The organism is Prevotella pallens ATCC 700821, from assembly GCF_000220255.1.
Lineage (GTDB): Bacteria > Bacteroidota > Bacteroidia > Bacteroidales > Bacteroidaceae > Prevotella > Prevotella pallens.
In genome coordinates this window covers 2161005-2178869 of record NZ_GL982513.1, presented here as the reverse complement: position 1 = coordinate 2178869, position 17865 = coordinate 2161005, and the positions used below count along the sequence as shown (strand labels likewise).

General features: G+C 34.0%; 14 protein-coding genes. 10 read left to right on the top strand and 4 right to left on the bottom strand.

The window, feature by feature from the left end:
• Positions 1-318 precede the first annotated feature (318 nt).
• Complete coding sequence (gene cls / locus HMPREF9144_RS08530; RefSeq protein ID WP_006045562.1) at positions 319-1743, bottom strand: cardiolipin synthase; 1425 nt, start codon at positions 1741-1743, stop codon at positions 319-321.
• A 42-nt stretch (positions 1744-1785) separates the two neighbouring features.
• Positions 1786-3717 (bottom strand): DNA primase, encoded by a 1932-nt coding sequence (gene dnaG / locus HMPREF9144_RS08525; RefSeq protein ID WP_006045561.1) that lies wholly within the window; start codon positions 3715-3717, stop codon positions 1786-1788.
• A 257-nt stretch (positions 3718-3974) separates the two neighbouring features.
• On the opposite strand from dnaG, the gene HMPREF9144_RS08520 reads away from it, so the two are divergent.
• Entirely contained in the window at positions 3975-4259 is a 285-nt protein-coding gene (locus HMPREF9144_RS08520; RefSeq protein ID WP_006045560.1) for a transposase, read from the top strand.
• Between the two features lie 99 nt (positions 4260-4358).
• Here HMPREF9144_RS08520 and HMPREF9144_RS08515 read toward each other — a convergent pair whose 3' ends face one another.
• Positions 4359-5294 carry an AraC family transcriptional regulator gene (locus HMPREF9144_RS08515; protein WP_006045559.1) on the bottom strand — a complete coding sequence of 312 codons (936 nt, stop codon included), beginning with the start codon at positions 5292-5294 and terminating at the stop codon, positions 4359-4361.
• A gap of 158 nt (positions 5295-5452) precedes the next feature.
• On the opposite strand from HMPREF9144_RS08515, the gene HMPREF9144_RS08510 reads away from it, so the two are divergent.
• Together HMPREF9144_RS08510 and HMPREF9144_RS13935 are read left to right on the top strand one after the other, a co-directional pair.
• Positions 5453-6652, top strand: coding sequence for an MFS transporter (locus HMPREF9144_RS08510; protein ID WP_006045558.1), 1200 nt, complete (start codon positions 5453-5455; stop codon positions 6650-6652).
• A gap of 937 nt (positions 6653-7589) precedes the next feature.
• Positions 7590-7838 (top strand): transposase, encoded by a 249-nt coding sequence (locus HMPREF9144_RS13935; RefSeq protein ID WP_083818115.1) that lies wholly within the window; start codon positions 7590-7592, stop codon positions 7836-7838.
• A gap of 224 nt (positions 7839-8062) precedes the next feature.
• Here the strand turns inward: HMPREF9144_RS13935 and HMPREF9144_RS08505 are convergent, their stop codons facing one another.
• Positions 8063-8611: an outer membrane beta-barrel protein gene (locus HMPREF9144_RS08505; protein WP_040595430.1), complete on the bottom strand. Its 549-nt coding sequence runs from the start codon at positions 8609-8611 to the stop codon at positions 8063-8065.
• A gap of 1000 nt (positions 8612-9611) precedes the next feature.
• On the opposite strand from HMPREF9144_RS08505, the gene HMPREF9144_RS08500 reads away from it, so the two are divergent.
• The 7 genes from HMPREF9144_RS08500 to HMPREF9144_RS08470 all read left to right on the top strand — a co-directional run bounded on the left by HMPREF9144_RS08500 (position 9612) and on the right by HMPREF9144_RS08470 (position 17380).
• Entirely contained in the window at positions 9612-11399 is a 1788-nt protein-coding gene (locus HMPREF9144_RS08500) for a hypothetical protein (protein ID WP_040595429.1), read from the top strand.
• A gap of 355 nt (positions 11400-11754) precedes the next feature.
• A complete protein-coding gene (locus HMPREF9144_RS08495) occupies positions 11755-13767 on the top strand; it encodes an LTA synthase family protein (RefSeq protein WP_083818113.1) in 2013 nt (670 codons plus the stop codon).
• A gap of 468 nt (positions 13768-14235) precedes the next feature.
• Complete coding sequence (locus HMPREF9144_RS08490) at positions 14236-14583, top strand: hypothetical protein (protein ID WP_006045551.1); 348 nt, start codon at positions 14236-14238, stop codon at positions 14581-14583.
• Positions 14584-14736: 153 nt separating this feature from the next.
• On the top strand, positions 14737-15306 hold the full coding sequence (locus HMPREF9144_RS08485; RefSeq protein WP_006045550.1) for an SMI1/KNR4 family protein: 570 nt from the start codon (positions 14737-14739) through the stop codon (positions 15304-15306).
• Between the two features lie 15 nt (positions 15307-15321).
• Positions 15322-15960 (top strand): hypothetical protein, encoded by a 639-nt coding sequence (locus HMPREF9144_RS08480; RefSeq protein ID WP_006045549.1) that lies wholly within the window; start codon positions 15322-15324, stop codon positions 15958-15960.
• Between the two features lie 419 nt (positions 15961-16379).
• Positions 16380-16949 (top strand): hypothetical protein, encoded by a 570-nt coding sequence (locus HMPREF9144_RS08475; protein ID WP_006045548.1) that lies wholly within the window; start codon positions 16380-16382, stop codon positions 16947-16949.
• 113 nt (positions 16950-17062) lie between these two features.
• Positions 17063-17380 (top strand): immunity protein Tsi6 family protein, encoded by a 318-nt coding sequence (locus HMPREF9144_RS08470; protein WP_006045547.1) that lies wholly within the window; start codon positions 17063-17065, stop codon positions 17378-17380.
• The last annotated feature ends 485 nt before the right edge of the window (positions 17381-17865 follow it).

Sequence of the window (17865 nt, the reverse complement as noted above, 5' to 3'; positions counted from 1 at the left end):
CAAATGTTAAATATGACAGCAACGTACATTTAAACTTAATATGGTATCACTTATTGATAAATACTACCGTTGTAAAACTTTGAAAATACTAAAAATAATATGATATGAACAAAAAATGCTATCCTGTCATTCTACTATAACAAAGAAGAATGGTGTTTGTCATAGTCCAACTATATAAGTGTATAGCTTGCGGCTGCCAGTTTCGAGGTAGAAAATATTTATTAACTGATGAATTCTGGCGCACTTATTACAGTGAGAATTAGACAATACGTGAGGTTTCAGCCTACCAAATGTTCATTACACCTAATAATAATGAACTTATAATAATGGACTTAGCAACCGAATAACCGATTCCCAAAGTCTATAAAGGAAACTTTTTTGGTTTATCTCCTTTATATCTTCTAACAGCACACATTCAGTTTCATCGGTTAAGAATATATTCTTTATGCGTTGTGCCATTTCTTCGTCGTAAAAAAAGGCATTAGCTTCAAAATTGTTTTCAAAACTACGGAAATCTATATTTGCCGACCCCACAGAAGAAACATTATCATCGGCAACCAACAATTTGCTATGATTAAATCCGTTTTTATAACACAGCACTTTTACACCAGCTTTTACAGCCTGAGCAAGATAAGAACTCGATGCCATTTGAATTAATTTAGAATCGGTTTTTAACGAAACCATTAATCTAACATCTACACCTGAGAGAGCTGCCGTTCGCATTGCAAAAAATATAGGTTCAGTGGGCAAAAAGTAAGGTGTTTCCATATAAACATATTGCTTTGCACTTAGCAAAATTTTTATATATCCTTGTTCTAATTCTTCCCAAACACTGGTAGGACTACTTGTAACTATTTGTATTAAGCAATTATTAGGTTGCGTTATTTTTATTTCTGGATAATATTTCCTATCGGTTATAAGAGTTCTATCTGCATAAAACCAATCAATAAGAAAGGCACGTTGCAAACCATAAACAGCTGGTCCGTTTATTTTTATATGTGTATCGCGCCATTTTACATTTTTATTTCCTTTTATGTAACGTTGCGCAAAATTCATTCCCCCTATAAATCCAACTTTTCCATCTATAACTATAATTTTACGATGATTTCTATAGTTCACTTTCCCTGTAAAAGCTGGAAAACGCACTGGCATAAAGGGGTGAACCTCTATACCTTCTTCGCGCATTTGTTCAAAAAACTTATTTTTTGTTTTCCACGAGCCTACATCATCGAATAAAAATCTAATTTCAACACCTTTGCGAGCCTTATCTATAAGAGTGTCGCGCAGCAATCTGCCTAAAGGGTCGTCGTCTATAATGTAAGAAACAATGTGTATGTGGTGTTTTGCTTTACTTATTGTTGCAAAAAGAGCAGGGAAGAACTCATATCCCGAAACATAAACTTCGGCAGTGTTGTTTTTAAATGGTAATGCCAAATTTTGATTCATAAAAAGCTGAATCAATCTTTGATAATCGGTAGAAAGTTCCAATTGTTTCTGTTCGGCAAATTCAATCATAGATCGTTTTGTAAGTTGGTCTAAGCTTTTTTGCCATATATTACGATTTTTTCGAGTACGACGTCCAAAAAAGAAATAAAGAATAATTCCTACTAAGGGTAAAAACGATAAAACTAATACCCATGCTATAGTTTTTGCAGGCTGACGATGCTCCATTAATACCGTTATCATAGCTAATATAGCAATTACGGTGTAGGCAACAAGAACTATCCAGTGTATATAAATCATAGCAGATATTTGTTTTCTTACAGCTTATTCAATATTTCTCTCTCATACCACAATATCGTTTCCTAATTTACGTGCAAGCACATTACGCATTTCTTGTAGTTTTTTAATCTCACCCATAATTTCCATTACTTTATTCAAATCGCTTTCGGTAGATAAACTTGCTTGCAATTCTTTTAAATGTTGCTCCACATAATCCATACGATAGTCGAGAATTAAATGCATTACACGGTCGCGAAGGTCAATTTCTCGCTCTTTCATTTGCATACTTTCCGATAGTTGAAACCTATCTACGCTTAATTTTACCGCTAATGTAGAAATAAGAATATCGGGGTGATGTGTGAAATATTCTTCTGCTTTAAAATTTTCGTCTTCACTATGCTCCAAAGCCTCATTTAGAATTTGAACGGATAACGGGTTCTTAAACGACAAGTTATCTAATCCAAGATCGTATGCTATATATTGAGCCACGTTAAGATTAATTTTCTCTCCCGTTTCTTCGTTTAAAACATCTCTAATAATAAGCTTTTCGCCATCGCGCACAATGGTTTGAATCAACATTGTTTCTACTTTAGAAGCCTGCTGAATAGGTGTAGCCGGACTTAAAACTTGCTGATTGTTTTCCTGTTTTTCTATTTCGCGTTGCTGTTCTTTGCGTTGTTGTTCTTTATCGTTATAAATAAACCTATTCATTTGTGCAATAAGCGTATTTTCTTTCATACTTGTTCGGTGTGCACATTCACGCAAATAAGTGTCGCGCAAAATAGGATCTTTTATTACGGCAATACTTTGTACTATTGAATTTATTGCTTCCGACCGTCTTACTGGATCTGTTACACCATTCAACAATACGTTTATTTTAAAAACAATAAAGTCTGTTTGCTTTTTTTCTATATATTCTCTGAAGGCATCTGCTGTTAAATTACGTGCCAATTCATCAGGATCTTTGCCATCTGGAAGTAATAAAACTTTTACATTCATACCTTCTGCAAGCAACATATCAGTTCCACGCATTGCAGCATGTTGGCCAGCTTCGTCGCCATCATATAATAAAACTATATTTGAAGTAAATCGTCGGAGCAATTTTATTTGATAAACCGAGAGAGCTGTTCCGCTATTTGCCACAACATTTTCTATTCCACACTGATGCATTGATACAACATCGGTGTAACCTTCCACCATATATACAAGATCGAACTTAGCAATTGCTTTTTTTGCCTGATAAATTCCATAAAGAGCATGGTCTTTCTGATAAATTTCACTACCGGGCGAATTTACATACTTCTGATTTACTCCTTTTGTACGTGAGTCGAGCAATCTACCGCCAAAAGCTATTACTTTTCCGCTTACATTCAGCCAAGGAAATATTACACGTCCGTTAAATCTGTCTATAAGTTCGCCATTATCGCGTTCGTAACATAGACCTGTTTTTACAAGAAATTCTTTTTTATATCCAGCATCTAATGCGGCATTGGCAAATTCTTGCATTCCGGTTAAACAAAAGCCTAACTGAAATTTCTCTATAATGTCGTCTCTAAAACCACGACTTCGAAAGTATTGCAAGCCAATTGTCTTACCATCTATATTATTTATAAGCAGGTTATGAAAGTATTTTGCAGCCCACTCGTTTACAAGAAACATAGATTCGCGTTCGTTTTCTAATTGTTTCTCTTCTGTAGTTAGTTCACGTTCTTGCACTTCTATTCCATATTTCTTTGCCAAAACTTTCAATGCTTCGGGATAAGTCATTTGGTCGTGCTTCATAATAAAATTAACTACATTTCCAGCTTCGCCACAAGAGAAACATTTATAGACTCCTTTTGCTGGACTTACCGAGAAAGATGGTGTACGATCGTCGTGAAAAGGGCACAAACCTTTATAACTTGTACCTGCTTTTCGCAACGTTACATATTCAGAAATTACATCTACTATGTTTGCTGCATCTAAAATTCTATCTACAGTTGGTCTATCTATCATAAGTTATTTCAAGTGTTGAAGTTGCTACAAAGGTACAATAACAAAATAGGTATACCAAATTTGACGGTGCAGAAAACAATATTTTTACAAACTATTTAAATACAATTGGTTTATTAGGCTGTAACGCTATTAAAATGTGCCGAACATTTAATTAACGTGAGTTCGACGAATTATAAGTGTCTATAAATTTGGTGATTAGCGAAATTTGTTATAACTTTAAAGAGCTAATATACAAACAGTTATAAACAAAAATCGCTATGATCACCGAGGACAAAGTTGCTGAAATATTTTGTGTGGCAGATGACTTCTGCAAGTTTTTTGATGCAATGACAGCAAAATATACGCTAAAACCTACAGGAAAAAGGAAATATCATAGAAATTCTACAATGTCAAAGGCAGAAGTTATGTTAATAATGATTCTTTTCCACGATTCTGGTTATCGTTGCTTTATTGAAACGGTGAATGATGAACTTAAGAACATTTCGCAGGTGGAACACTCCATACATAGATACTTTGACCACTTCATCATCAACTTATTATAGGCAATTACCACCTATTTCCTATTTCCAAAGAAGCCGTCCATCAATGCACAAAGATCATTTACACTCCCCTTACATCGTTCTGAATCCGTCGAACTCACGTTATTTACTATGTGTTGAGTCTTGCGGCGAACCAATTGTTATATTCATATGGTTGCTGATTCTCTCAGCGTTAATGTGTTGTCTGTATTCATTTGGGGTTAGATGTATCTCTCTTAAGAATTGTTCGTAAAACAGTGTTGGTGTATTGTATCCCGAGTTAAAAGCCACTTCATTGACCGTAAGGTTCGAATGAGTTAGTAATTTACAAGCATATTCAATGCGTATATTGGCAAGTACTTGGAATATACTCTTGTTGGTACATTTCTTAAAATATCGGCAAAGTGACGTCGGATTCTGACTAACAAAGTCAGCAAGTTCTGCGAGAACAATCTTCTTCTGGAAGTTATTATATAAATAGGTGAATACCTTGTCAATGGCAGTATCGGTATTAGGAGCTTTGTAATGGCTGAATGCTATTGGTGATAATAGCTTTGTTTGTGAACAGTTATATAATCTTTCGAGAATCTCATACAAAGCAATCAGACGCCTTGTATAGGACTGTGAATCGAACAAAGATAACCTTGAGAGGAGTTCCTCATATAATCCTTCATCATAGAAACGTATGCCATACTGGCTTTTCGATAGCAAATCAGCAATATGTTCATAGTCTGGTAGGTTAAGAATATCGGGTGGAAACATGTCTGGACTGAACTGTATTGTTTCACTTGTACTATGTTCCATAGCTTCTGTTTCTTGGCTATTTCCCATTCTACTTTTGCATAAATGCAGATGGGGAATATTACTTCCGATAAGTGCAACGTCGCCCTTTTTGTAGTCAGCAACCCCCTCTCCAACAAATTCAGTTCCACTTCCGCTGGTAAACAGGATGAGTTCATATTCGGAATGTCTATGAAATGGTAGATTAAACTCAGTGTATGTAATGTGACTGCACATGGTTTGCACATTATGTACTATCTTTCTATCAAGTATTACCATCTTTTTCTGCAAATGTAAATATACTCTATAACAACGCAAAGATAGTGTATGTTATTATTAAAAACAAGTAGTAACTTTGCATTTTAAAGATAACTATAGTCAAAAAAAGCGGATTTTTAAAACATAACAATTAATTTTTAATTCAAAAAAGATTCTCTATGAAAGAAAAAAACAACTTCATTATACCAATGCTTTTCCTTGCTTTCATGTTCTTTACTTGTGGCTTTGCATTGGGAATCAATTCCTTATTAGTACCAGTATTGAAGGTTTCACTAAGCGTTTCGTCCACAGAAGCATATATGCTTATAGGTGCTACGTTCTTACCATTCCTTATCTTTGGTTATCCAGCAGGCTTATTGATAAGTAAAATTGGATATAAGCGTACGATGGCTGCAGCTTTTGCCATGTTTGCTATAGCCTTCGGAGTGTTTATTCTCTCTGCAGCTGAAAGGAGTTTCATTATCTTTTTATTGGCATCTTTCCTTTGTGGAACAGCTAATACGTTCCTACAATCTGCTATAAATCCTTATGTAACAATCCTTGGACCAACGGAGAGTGCAGCAAAAAGAATCTCTATTATGGGCATGATAAACAAGTTAGCATGGCCTGTATCACCTTTGTTTATTGCTCTTTTTGCAAGTAATAGTGGAGGTGTTGGCTTGGAAGATCTTGACAAACCGTTCTTGGTTATAATCTGCTTATTTGTAATCTTAGGTGTCGTAGCACTTATATCACCATTGCCAGAGGTGAAAGCTGCTGGAGAAGATGACGCCGATGCAGATTCAGCAGTGTCCGACTACGCAAACAGTAAGCATTCTGTCTTCCAGTTCCCACATCTTGTTCTTGGAGCAATTGCCATATTCTTTTATGTTGGTTCAGAGACCATCGTCTTGGGTACACTTATAGATTATGCAAGTGAATTAGGTCTTCCTCATCCTCATACGTACTCATGGATTACCCCAATCAGCATCAGTATAGGATATATCGTAGGTATTATTCTTATTCCTAAGTATCTTTCACAGACGAAAGCCTTACAGATCTGTTCCTTCGTTGCACTGTTTGGAACGCTACTTGTATTGTTACTCCCGGGTGTTTATAGTATTTATGCTGTAGGTATTATGGCATTAGGCTGCTCATTGATGTGGCCAGCATTCTGGCCTTTGGCTCTTATGGACTTGGGTAAATATACCAAGGAAGGCTCATCACTAATGACAATGGGACTTATCGGTGGTGCTGTTATCACTGTGTTGTTCGGACTTATTAAGGATGTTAGCAACATTCAATATGCGTATGGGATCTGTTTTGTCAGCTTCTCTTATATCCTTTTCTATGCATTCAAGGGCTATAAGTTGAGATAAAAACTTCTTCTTCTATAGCATAAGGATATCGGTAATCTATTTGAGAAGTGATATAAGTTGAATTGAAAACTTCTCCTTCTACAGCTCGTGAAGCTCTTTGTCCTTTTTAAAGGAGGACATAGAGCGTGCGAGCTAAATCTATTAAGTAGGCTCTCAGCTTACTGTATATCCATCATGGTCTATATTATTGGTCATGGTTCTGTCGCTGAAACACAATTAATTCTTTGTAAACTATCGTTGGAACGTTAAAAAATTACCGACTGAAAGACACATTTTTGATTGCCAATCCCGCCGTTTCTTTCGTCTTCTTCACGTCCGTTTCTCAGTCTGTTCACCCACCTTTTGAATCGGTAAAGCCGCTACCCTGATGACAAAGCACACTGACCTTACTTTGAAAAACACAACGGAACGAACAGAAACAAAAATCCTTACACTTCTCACTTCGCTATCTTTCACTTTCCCTACCATATTCCTTCTTTATCTCCTTTGTAACCTTCAAGATATCAATAGGTTACAAACGGGCTTGTAAAAGGTGCCCTTTTTACATTGCAAAACATGCCCTTTTACACATCAAAAGATCGTAGATTAAAAAGCAGATGGGAATAATCTTTACATCTGAACAGTTCTTCCCTCCCTCCGTTCTGCTCTAATGCGAGGAGAGAAAGCGCAGAGATTCCCTAAAAAACAGCTGTTATGAGCGTGTAAATCTTTATATTAAGATTAATGTTCTCACTACTGATGGTATCTGCGTAAAGCCTCTTATAGATCGCAGTCTTTCTTGTTTTTGCTTTTATGTTACCGTGATCTCGACGAATTATAAGTGTCTATGGATTTGGTAATTAGTGAAAATCGTTGTAGCATTAAGAAGCTAATATACAAATAGTTATAAATAAAAACCGTAATAATCACCTATGGAGGAGTTACTGAAATATTTTGTATGGTAGTCGATTCCTGCAAGTTTTTTGATGTAATGACGGCAAAATATACACTAAAACCTACAGGAAAAAGGAAATATCATCGAAATTCTACAATGTCAAATACAGAAGTTATGCTGGTAATGATTCCTTTTCACGGTTCTGGTTATCGCTGCTTTATTGAAACGGTGAATGATGAACTTAAGAACATTTCGCAGGTGGAACACTCCATACATAGATACTTTGACCGCTTCATCATCAACTTATTATAGGCAATTACCACCTATTTCCTGTTTCCAAAGAAGCCGTCCATCAATGCACAAAGATCATTTACACTCCCCTTACATCGTTCTGAATCCGTCGAACTCACGTTAATTACTAATTTATAGTTAATAGTGGGTATTATTTTTTCAAGGCATAAAAAAAGAGAGATGCGTTATAAAAACGACATCTCCCTATAAGTATTAAGTGTTAAGTTTGTTCCAAGCAAGTACGTTTAGAAGTTGTAGTAAACACCAAAATTAACGTTGTTGCCATCAAGACTTACACCCCAAACGTGTGAATCTTTGCTTGCACCATCGTATTTTTCAGACTTCCAACCAGCAAAACCTACGTGAGCTACAAGGCTAACTTTCTTGCTAAGATTTACAGCAATACCTGGTTTCAAACCAACTGACCATTCGTCTTTTGAAGAAGTTGCTACATAAGCGTGGTTGTAGTGAGTATAACCAAAGCCACCATCAATGAAAGCATCTACATATTTTGTACGAACTACATTAAAACGAGCATAAGGTTGAATGGTAAAATAATTGCGACTTTCGTTTTGAATATTTACAGGATTACCTTTTCCCCAACCAACTACTGTACCAATTGCTACATCTTTATTAATATTATAACCAATTTCTGGAAGAACTTGATAAGTTGTTACGTTCTTGCCACCATTCTGTTTAGAAGAAGCAATACCAACACTACCACCAACATAAACTTGTGCATTGGCAGCAACTGCAACAAATGCAACTGCGAGAGTCATTAAAATCTTTTTCATCTTAATAAAATTAATTTGTTTATACTGAATTATTAATCTTTTTACACTCCAAACTCTATTGTAAAACAGAGAGAGAAGTAATGATTTCGGGTGCAAAGTAAAGACTTTTAAATTGAACAACCAAATATTTATATCAAGTTTTTTCAAAGTGGTGTAAACGAACGTTAATATCATACCTTTTTTAGCGGTTATTTTACAATGTATTACTTTTTTTAGCAGTTACCAATTACATAATGCGTAATAGCTATCTACCTATTTTATTACATTGCATACTGTACAAATGGCTTATTCCTATTTTGCTCAAAACAATATATTCGATGTAAGCAAATAAGAGGTTGCTATTTTCTTATTATAAAACTGGAAAAATATAATGAAAAAAATTTTTTTTTTAATTACAAATACCCATTTTATAATTACTTTTTTAGCGATCTGCTATTTCGCATTTTTTTCTTAGAAATTTGCTTAAACAATTTTACACCTTATTTTATAATAGTATTTTATTCGTAATGTCGAAAAGAGAAACCAATTTTACACTAATTTTCTACATTTTGGTAGATTTTTAAAGAAAAACTATCTTGTTATCAAAAAAAATATCTATATTCGCAGCACAAATCAACATTACTACACGATAAACAGACTTTTGGAGAAGGAAAAAGCAGACAGATTCTTTTTTATTAAATCTACAGCCTGCACTACAATTTGGTTTTAGAACATTGCATTATGCAAAATAAAACAAGTAGGTCTGCTTACAATCTCAAAGTTAGCACCACAACTCGGTAGAACTATTGGTAATAAAAAAATTATAAAAATAAAAGCATATAAAGAGAGAGACTCTTTTTTTCTCTTTTCGAAGGGAGGGAAGATGGGTTAGCAATAAAGAAAAATCGTCCCTAAAGAAAAATAGGAGTCAGAGAAAACTATTCAAAACAATTTTAAAATACCTCCCTCCACTACATTTCTCCGCCCTCGAGAGAAGATGAAAGCAAGGGATATTTACATTATGAGAAAACTAATTCTACTTACTCTGGCAGCACTTGCTGCTAATGTGCAAACAACAAGTGCACAAGAAACTGGCACCATTGCCCCAAAACCTGCGTATTTTTGCGATTTTGAAAATGCAGCAACAACCGATTTTACCGACCAAATTATTACCATTAATGGAAAACGTTGGCGATTACACAACGCACGTATTACAGATTCTTCTATAAATGGCATTCCACAAGGCAAACGTGCTGTAGAAATTCTTGCAGGAACACCAAATAACGAGCCAGCTTCACTCGAACTTCTCGATACTGTTCGTGGTGGTTCTGTAGCTTTTTGTTTCGGACACTCTGGAATGGACCGTACAATTAGCCGTAGTAGCGAAGCATGGTTCGTAGAAGTTACAGAAGACGATGGAAAACATTGGCTAAGCAAACCATTAATATTCGACGATACAGATGTTACACCTATGGTTTCGTTCGATTCTCCTTTCTATGGCGACCCATTCCGCTTTAGAATACGCTTTACCGATAAGATAGGATATGGAAGCAATTGGCGTATTTTGGTAGACAATATATATGTAACACAGGGAGTAAATATTGAAGTGCCTTGGTATATTCAGCCAGAACGCATTTACGATGGTTACGAAACATCGCAAGATAGCATTACTTTTACTCCGCTAATGAGTGGATCTTCGTTCTTCTTTGGCGAAAAAGGTAGTCCGTATGCCGATACTTATATTCAAACACAAGTAGACAACAACGAACCTGTAAACTATTATATAATGCCCGAAAATATTCGCTTCAAAATGAATAATTTAAGCGAAGGAAAACATCATTTCAGCGCAAAATTTATGCGTGCTGCCGACGATAAACCATGGGTAGGACCTTTAGAAACTAACTTTGATTTTTATGTACGACCAGTTAGTAAAACCATTAAAGGTATAACAGCATTGCGCCGTGCAGAGGTTGGAAAATTCTACGATTTAGTTCCAAATGGCAACGATAGCATATTTGTTAACTGGATTAAAAGAACACGTGCGCAAAAATGGCTATTCGATGGAAAATCTGGCATATTGGTAGACGACCCTAATTATCTTGATTACTCTGCAAAACTATCTCCACACGACCAAATTGTGAAGAAAATGCGTGGACAACTATTATTAGTCGATAATAATTTGGTGTTCCGTCTCGATAGTAAGCCAGAAATTGAAGACGTACAAAATTCTAGTTTCCACTTCCGTAACTTTGTTTGCGACGATCTTAGCATACTAACAAAAGATCCTAAAACTTTTGCAGCCTATCCTTTAGCTCTTACTGGCATTAGTTTAGTGGAACCACTCAACCAAATTGACCGTTATCCTAACGGACGAATTGAAATTGCCGATATGAAAGGTAACCAGTTTATATTGCAAAATATATATCCAGACGATTTCCAGTTCTCACAATTCATTGAAGCTGGCACAAAACATTTCATTATTTTTGGTATGGTGGGCAAAACTTATATAGATGGTAAGCTTTGTTTCTACCCATTAACAGTATTGCCTGATAAAGAAGCTGAAGCAGCTGGCATAAATAATATCAAAACTAATTCGTCAGCATTGACTATTAGTCATGCAATGGGCAATTTATCGTTACAAAGTTCTGCAAACTGTACTGTAGATATTACCGATCTTAACGGTTGTGTTGTTTCGCGTATTACACTTTCTGCAAATACTATTACTCCAGTTACGCTTGGTCATGGCTTATTTATGGCTACAGCACACTTTGCTGATGGTAGCAAATATACTGTGAAGTTTGTGAACTAATTTTTCTATTACCATATAATATTGCACGCTAAGAGAATTTTAATTCGCTTGGCGTGCTTTTTGTTATATATATTATGGTATAAACAAATTAATTTACACACAATATTGTTAGTGCATCGTCAGAAAATAATAGTATAACAGTATATTATAATATGATGTACTAATGGCATTTTAAAGATTATGAATATAGTTACAAGGAAGTAGATCCATTTATTAAAAAATATTTATACCTTTGCACTATATTAACAATATCAGTTACATATTATAACTCTAAAATAGTTTTATAAGAAATGTTTTGCACAAACGAAAAAACATAATTCGAAGAAATGCAGCTTTCCTTGTTGCGAGTCGTTTTATGAGACTTTACATTACTTTCGGTCTCATCTTACGCATCATTCTTATGTATTCTACACCTACTCAAGTAAGTTTTTCTATAGTAGATGTTCTCAGAAGTCTTGGAATTGGTTTGCTTTCTGATTTTGGTGTAGGAACTTTACTCACAATACCTATCTTCGTTTTATATTTGGGATTGAACGAATGGAAATACAATAAGGTTGTTGGTTATATAATAGAAGGTGTTTTAGCATTAGGTTTTCTTTATTCGTTGTGGCAAAAATCTATTTTTCACGAATATGGCGGTGGGGCACCACTTATAGCACGACTGTTTTTGGGCTGGAAACTTGTAAGTTTCTCTATACGACTATTTGTTCCGAAATGCAGAATGGCATGGCGTCGCATAACAATGTATAGCACTTGGGCGGTATATGTGTTGTTATTTCTTTTTGTTTCGGCAGGCGAATATTTCTTTTGGCAGGAATTTGGTGTACGATACAACTTTATTGCGGTAGATTATTTGGTTTATACACACGAAGTGTTAGGCAACATTATGGAATCTTATTCTATAGTTCCGCTCATTTTGTTAGCCATAATAGCAACTGTTGCCATTATTGTTTGGCAATCGCGCAGACGACGTTTCAAATTAGAAAAACTATATACACCAAAACTCTTATTAGTGCATATTGCTATTTATGCTACAACGTGTTTATTGGCTTTTGGAATTGCATCGTTTACACAAAGTTTGGAAAGTTCTAACCAATATGTTAGTCAGTTAGAACAAAATGGTGCTGGAAATTTTGTGGTTGCCTTTTTCAATAACAAATTAGAGTACGATAAATTTTATCCAATGATGGATAAAAATGAATGTATAAACTCTTATAACCAATTAGCCAAACTTAATAAACAAGGATATAAAGAACTAAGTGTTGGAAACAGTAAGCCTCAACGCTGCAACATTGTGCTAATTACGGTTGAAAGTTTAAGTGCCGATTTTCTGAAACATTATGGAAACACCGAAAACCTTACGCCACAGTTAGACCAACTTATAGGCAAAAGTATGGTTTTTGATAGCCTTTATGCCAACGGAAACCGTACAGTTCGCGGATTAGAAGCTTTATCGCTGTGTATTCCTCCCAGTGCGGGCGAAAGCATTATTAAACAAAAAGCAAACCGAATGGGAAATCTTTCTGTGGGAGCAGTGCTGAAACAACAAGGATATACTGTGCAATTTCTATATGGAGGCGATAGTTATTTCGACAATATGGGCGATTTCTTCTCGCACAACGGATACGATGTTATAGACAGAAGCAATATTAGCAAAAACGAAATAACTTTTGCTAATATTTGGGGGGTATGCGACGAAGATATGTTCAACAAAAGCTTAAAAGTGTTCGATGCAAATGCAAAAAAAGGTAATCCATTTTTTGCACAAATAATGACAACAAGTAATCATCGCCCATATACTTACCCTGAAGGAAAAATAAAAGTAGATGGAAATCCACATACACGCGACGCTGCTGTATGTTATACCGACTATGCTATAGGGAACTTTATAAAAAAAGCCTCGCAAAAACAGTGGTTCAACAACACAATATTTGTTATTATTGCCGACCACTGTGCATCGAGTGCAGGAAAAACATCGTTGCCAGCCGACAAATATCACATTCCTTGCATTATATACAGTCCGAAATATATAGTACCGCAAGTAGTAAAAACGGTTTGTTCGCAAATAGATATTATGCCAACTTTATTGGCTTCGCTGCATATTCCGTGCAAAGTAAGCTTTACGGGGCAGAACATTTTTGCACAAAACTACCAACCACGTGCTTTTATGGCAACTTATCAAAATCTTGGATATTTGGAAAATAACTGTTTAACAATACTTTCTCCTGTAAGAAAGATTGAACAATTCAGTGTGAAATACGATAAAGATGGTACTGCAATAGAAACACCTTTACGTCAAAAACGAAACGACTTAATAAAAAAGGCGATGGCTTTCTATCAGTATACCAATATGTATTTGCACAGATAAACGAAAATTTTAACTTCTACCCGATAATTTAGGGTTATAGTAGATAAAAAAGAAACATATTTATAAGTCTGCTTCTATCTGTTTTGATAGCAAGCAGACTTACTTTTTATGGCATTTACAATATAGTTTCGGCAAAACCATTTTGAAAAAAGCAACTATAAAAGGAAATAAAACATAGACCCTTATTATAACAAAACCTTTGTTCCATTCCATTCGTTAGCGTATTGGTATATTCTGTAAGAAAGATGCTCGAAACGTATTACAAATTTTGCTGCGTTTTTCCTAACATTATGTATAAGAAAATGGAACCAACAATATAAAGACACGCGAAATTATGTGGACGCAACAATTTTTTTACGTCATTCTTTTGTTTTTCTTATGTTAAAGTTCTACTTTTGTAGGCATAAGATAGTATTACCAGTGTACAAATAAAATACACAAACATATAACATCGCAATAAAAAAAGGAATGAAAATATTTAGTACAGCACCAGAAGGTAACGATATGGCTGATTTGGAGAATGCACGATATATAAATTTAGCATTAAAACAAATAGAACAAAATGTAGAATGGTTACGAACAACCAATAAACCCGTTCAAGCTGTTCTAACTCATATAGATATATTGGTTATGTTGGCAAATAAATTTCCTGTAAATGCAAATCTTTTAATAAGAAAACATAAAGTTCAGGAATGGAAAACTGTGTTTAACGAGTGGTTCGACCGTTGTGGCAACAAAATTCCTGCGAAATATAGAGATGGAATTAAAGCAAATGCCGATGAACTATTTGCACAATTGGAACAATATGGACACTAAATGCTAAATTAGACTATTGTGAGAGTTTAATATCACACCTTAAGCCATCGAACTTTATTGTATATTTTAGAAAACATATATGGTAAATGTTTGTTTTAGAAGGCTATATAGGGGTGGAACTATGTAGAAAACAAAACAAGCAGCGCATTTGTTATGAATAAACAAAATACATTCGCACTTAAAATAGAGGGCAATAAACAGTGCTTTGGCTATTTGGAAGCATTAAATACATTTAGATTTAGTAATAATAGACGGTTTCCCACCTCCTATATTAGCTTTGTAAAGCAATACGGATATGGTTTAACAGCAAACAATTTCCACATTTATATACCATTAGATACGTATGGCGACTCTCTTTTTATTAGAACAAACGAAATTCGCTCTACATATTTCTCTGATATTATAAACGGCGACATCTGGTTTGATATAGATCCAAATGTAACTCCCACTATTCTGCGTAATCTTTACCCATTTGCCAGTAGCGATAATGGCGAATACTTGTTTTGGGATATAAATTCTTCTGATGATAGTGGCGAAGAAATGGATATTTATATAACAGACTTTAGAGGAATAGAGCTAAAGAAAGTGGCTTCGAACTTATATGAATTTATTTGCAAAATAACAAATGCCAATAGCTATAAAGAAATTATGCCTTTTGCTACTCAGCCTCTTCCAAGTGTATTTAAGGCATATACTCTAAACAATACAATTTTGAATGGTTGAATTAAAGTATACAATATGAAACTGAAAGAACTAAAAACATTATTTAAAATAAGCATAGAGCAAACACTGTTAGAACCTCTGCTTAAAGTTGGCTTTAAATGGAAAAAAAGTAGTATGGGGTTTCAAAGAAATAAAGGCGATTTTAGTCAATCTATCTTATTCTTTTTAAGTCCAATTAAATATTACGACGACGAAAGTATAGGCCATATCACCATTATGATTCGTTTAGATGCTCCAAAAATAACCGAAATAGCTACACAACTAAAAGGAGCCAATAATAAATTTGATGCTATAGATACATTTATAAATGTTGATGCTGGCATTTTTGTTGGTACACATACCTTAGAGTGGCGTCCAACTTCTATCGATAATATGAATGAACTTATAGAGAACAATATAAAACCGCTTATTATAAACACAATAGTTCCCACTTTAAATAACAGAAGTTCTGTGCAAAATGTACTCAACGACTTTGAAAACTCCGAAAACTATCTCTTCGCAAATAGTAAAGAAGTTAATGCCTTGTTGGCTATTGCAATGTATTATATGCAGAACGATATTGCAAATGCAAAGAAAGTTATCAACAAATTTCTATTGTCGGACGATGTATATAGAGAACGATATAAAGATGCTCTATTAAGATTGAACATTTAAGAACGAAACAACTGTTTGTGTAACCTTAGTATCGCTATAAACAAAACGCAAACAAAGCAGTTTCTACATATAAGACATTACGCCCTAAATACGCTAATATTAATTTAAAATTTAAGACGAAAACATTTTTTCATTATAAAATAAAATTTTGTAATTAATATTTGCGTGTTTTCTTATTAAAAAAATATTTATTTTAATAAGAAATTTCTACTCCTTAATTTCTATGCCACACAATATAACAAAAAAACTGGTGTTTTTTGCCATTTTGCTATACACTTTTTTTGCTATATTAGCTACCTTTGCATACACAAAATCTGTTACACTGTAGATAGTAAAACACAGGTTGGTTCACACAACACAATAAAAACAGGTTCGTTTCGTTATAAATAATACAAAATCTAATTTAAGAATGCATTACTGTGGAGGAACTAAATTTCAGTATAAAAGAGCGTATAAACCTAAATTCGTATTCCGATAGTAAAGGGTGGAGAGGATATTGTGAAAGAAATAAACCTTTTACAATAGCTCGTGCTAATAAAATTGTTAACTATTTCAGTCAATTCTTTAGCCGGTTCGCACCTAATGTAACTATTGTGTATAACTGTTTTAAAATAAAAGAACACGAACTGGGCAATAATAGCATAGCTAATTTTGTGAAATACATAGAGAAATATTTGATAGACTTTGGATATATAAAAGTAGCGAGCAATTCGGTTTACGATAATCCAGATTGTTTATCAACGAATTTTGAAATAAAACAAACCACCGACTACGATATAGTTTCTATGTTTGCTTTACTAACAATGATAGATGATGGAATAGACGGTCATTGTTTCTTTGTTTTCAACGAATTAGGACTTATAGCTTACCCACACGACAATACAGGTTTTGGTTTTATTCGTTTTAAACGAACAGAAATTTGTTACGAAAATATATTTCTCCAAAACGTTTCTCTAATTTCAGGCTTCGAAAGTCAATTGGTATACTGATAAATGTATACAGAAAATAGCCAGTGATAGAGCAACTGAATTAGCATACAAAATAGTCATAAAGAAAACAACATACTAAATAGTCGTAAAAAACAATCTAAAAAAGTAGATATATGTACACCCGTTTATCGCATAAAAGAACAAAGAAATATTACAGAGAAATAGTAGATTTAGCTATTGAAGAAACCCAAAAACTGTTAGAAATATCGCCAGAAATAGCAATGTATCGTTCCATTCTTAATCAGCTTATAGATATAAAACACACCATAATAGAACAGTGTAAGGTGTTTTCTGTGATGGATTTGTATCGTAAATATTCGTTAGGGCTTATTGCAGTGAAGAATTTTGATGAGGCAACCGATGAATATGCTCAAAAGCTAATAGATAGTTACGGAGGAGCTTTCGACTATTATGATATGGTAGAAGAATAAAAATGCAATATCTTCCCCAAAAATATCCCTTCCTCTTTCTATAAATGTTTCTAACAAATAAGTCTAATTCTAATTTGTTGTAATATAAATATTCGTAGAATATAGCCATTTAATTTTTAGGTGTAATAAATATAATTTATATCACCTATAATATAACTTGTTTTGTATATCAAGAATATATTATTACAGGAGTGGTATAATAATCTGTGAGGAATAAAAAACAACTTTAGGTGTTCTCGGATTAGAAACAGATATTATAAAAAAGATAACTTACGAATATTTTAAAAGAATTGTATTTTAGAGATACTTTTTAAAAAGTAAACTGAAAATATATTAAATATGTTAATTATGACAAAATAACTGTGTTTAAGTTTGCAATTAAATCTAATATCTTTTATTTTTGCTAACGAAAAGGCAAAAAATGTTGCTTTATGTAAACCAGAAGCCTCTTGTAAATTACTAATAGTGCAAGAGATTATTATATT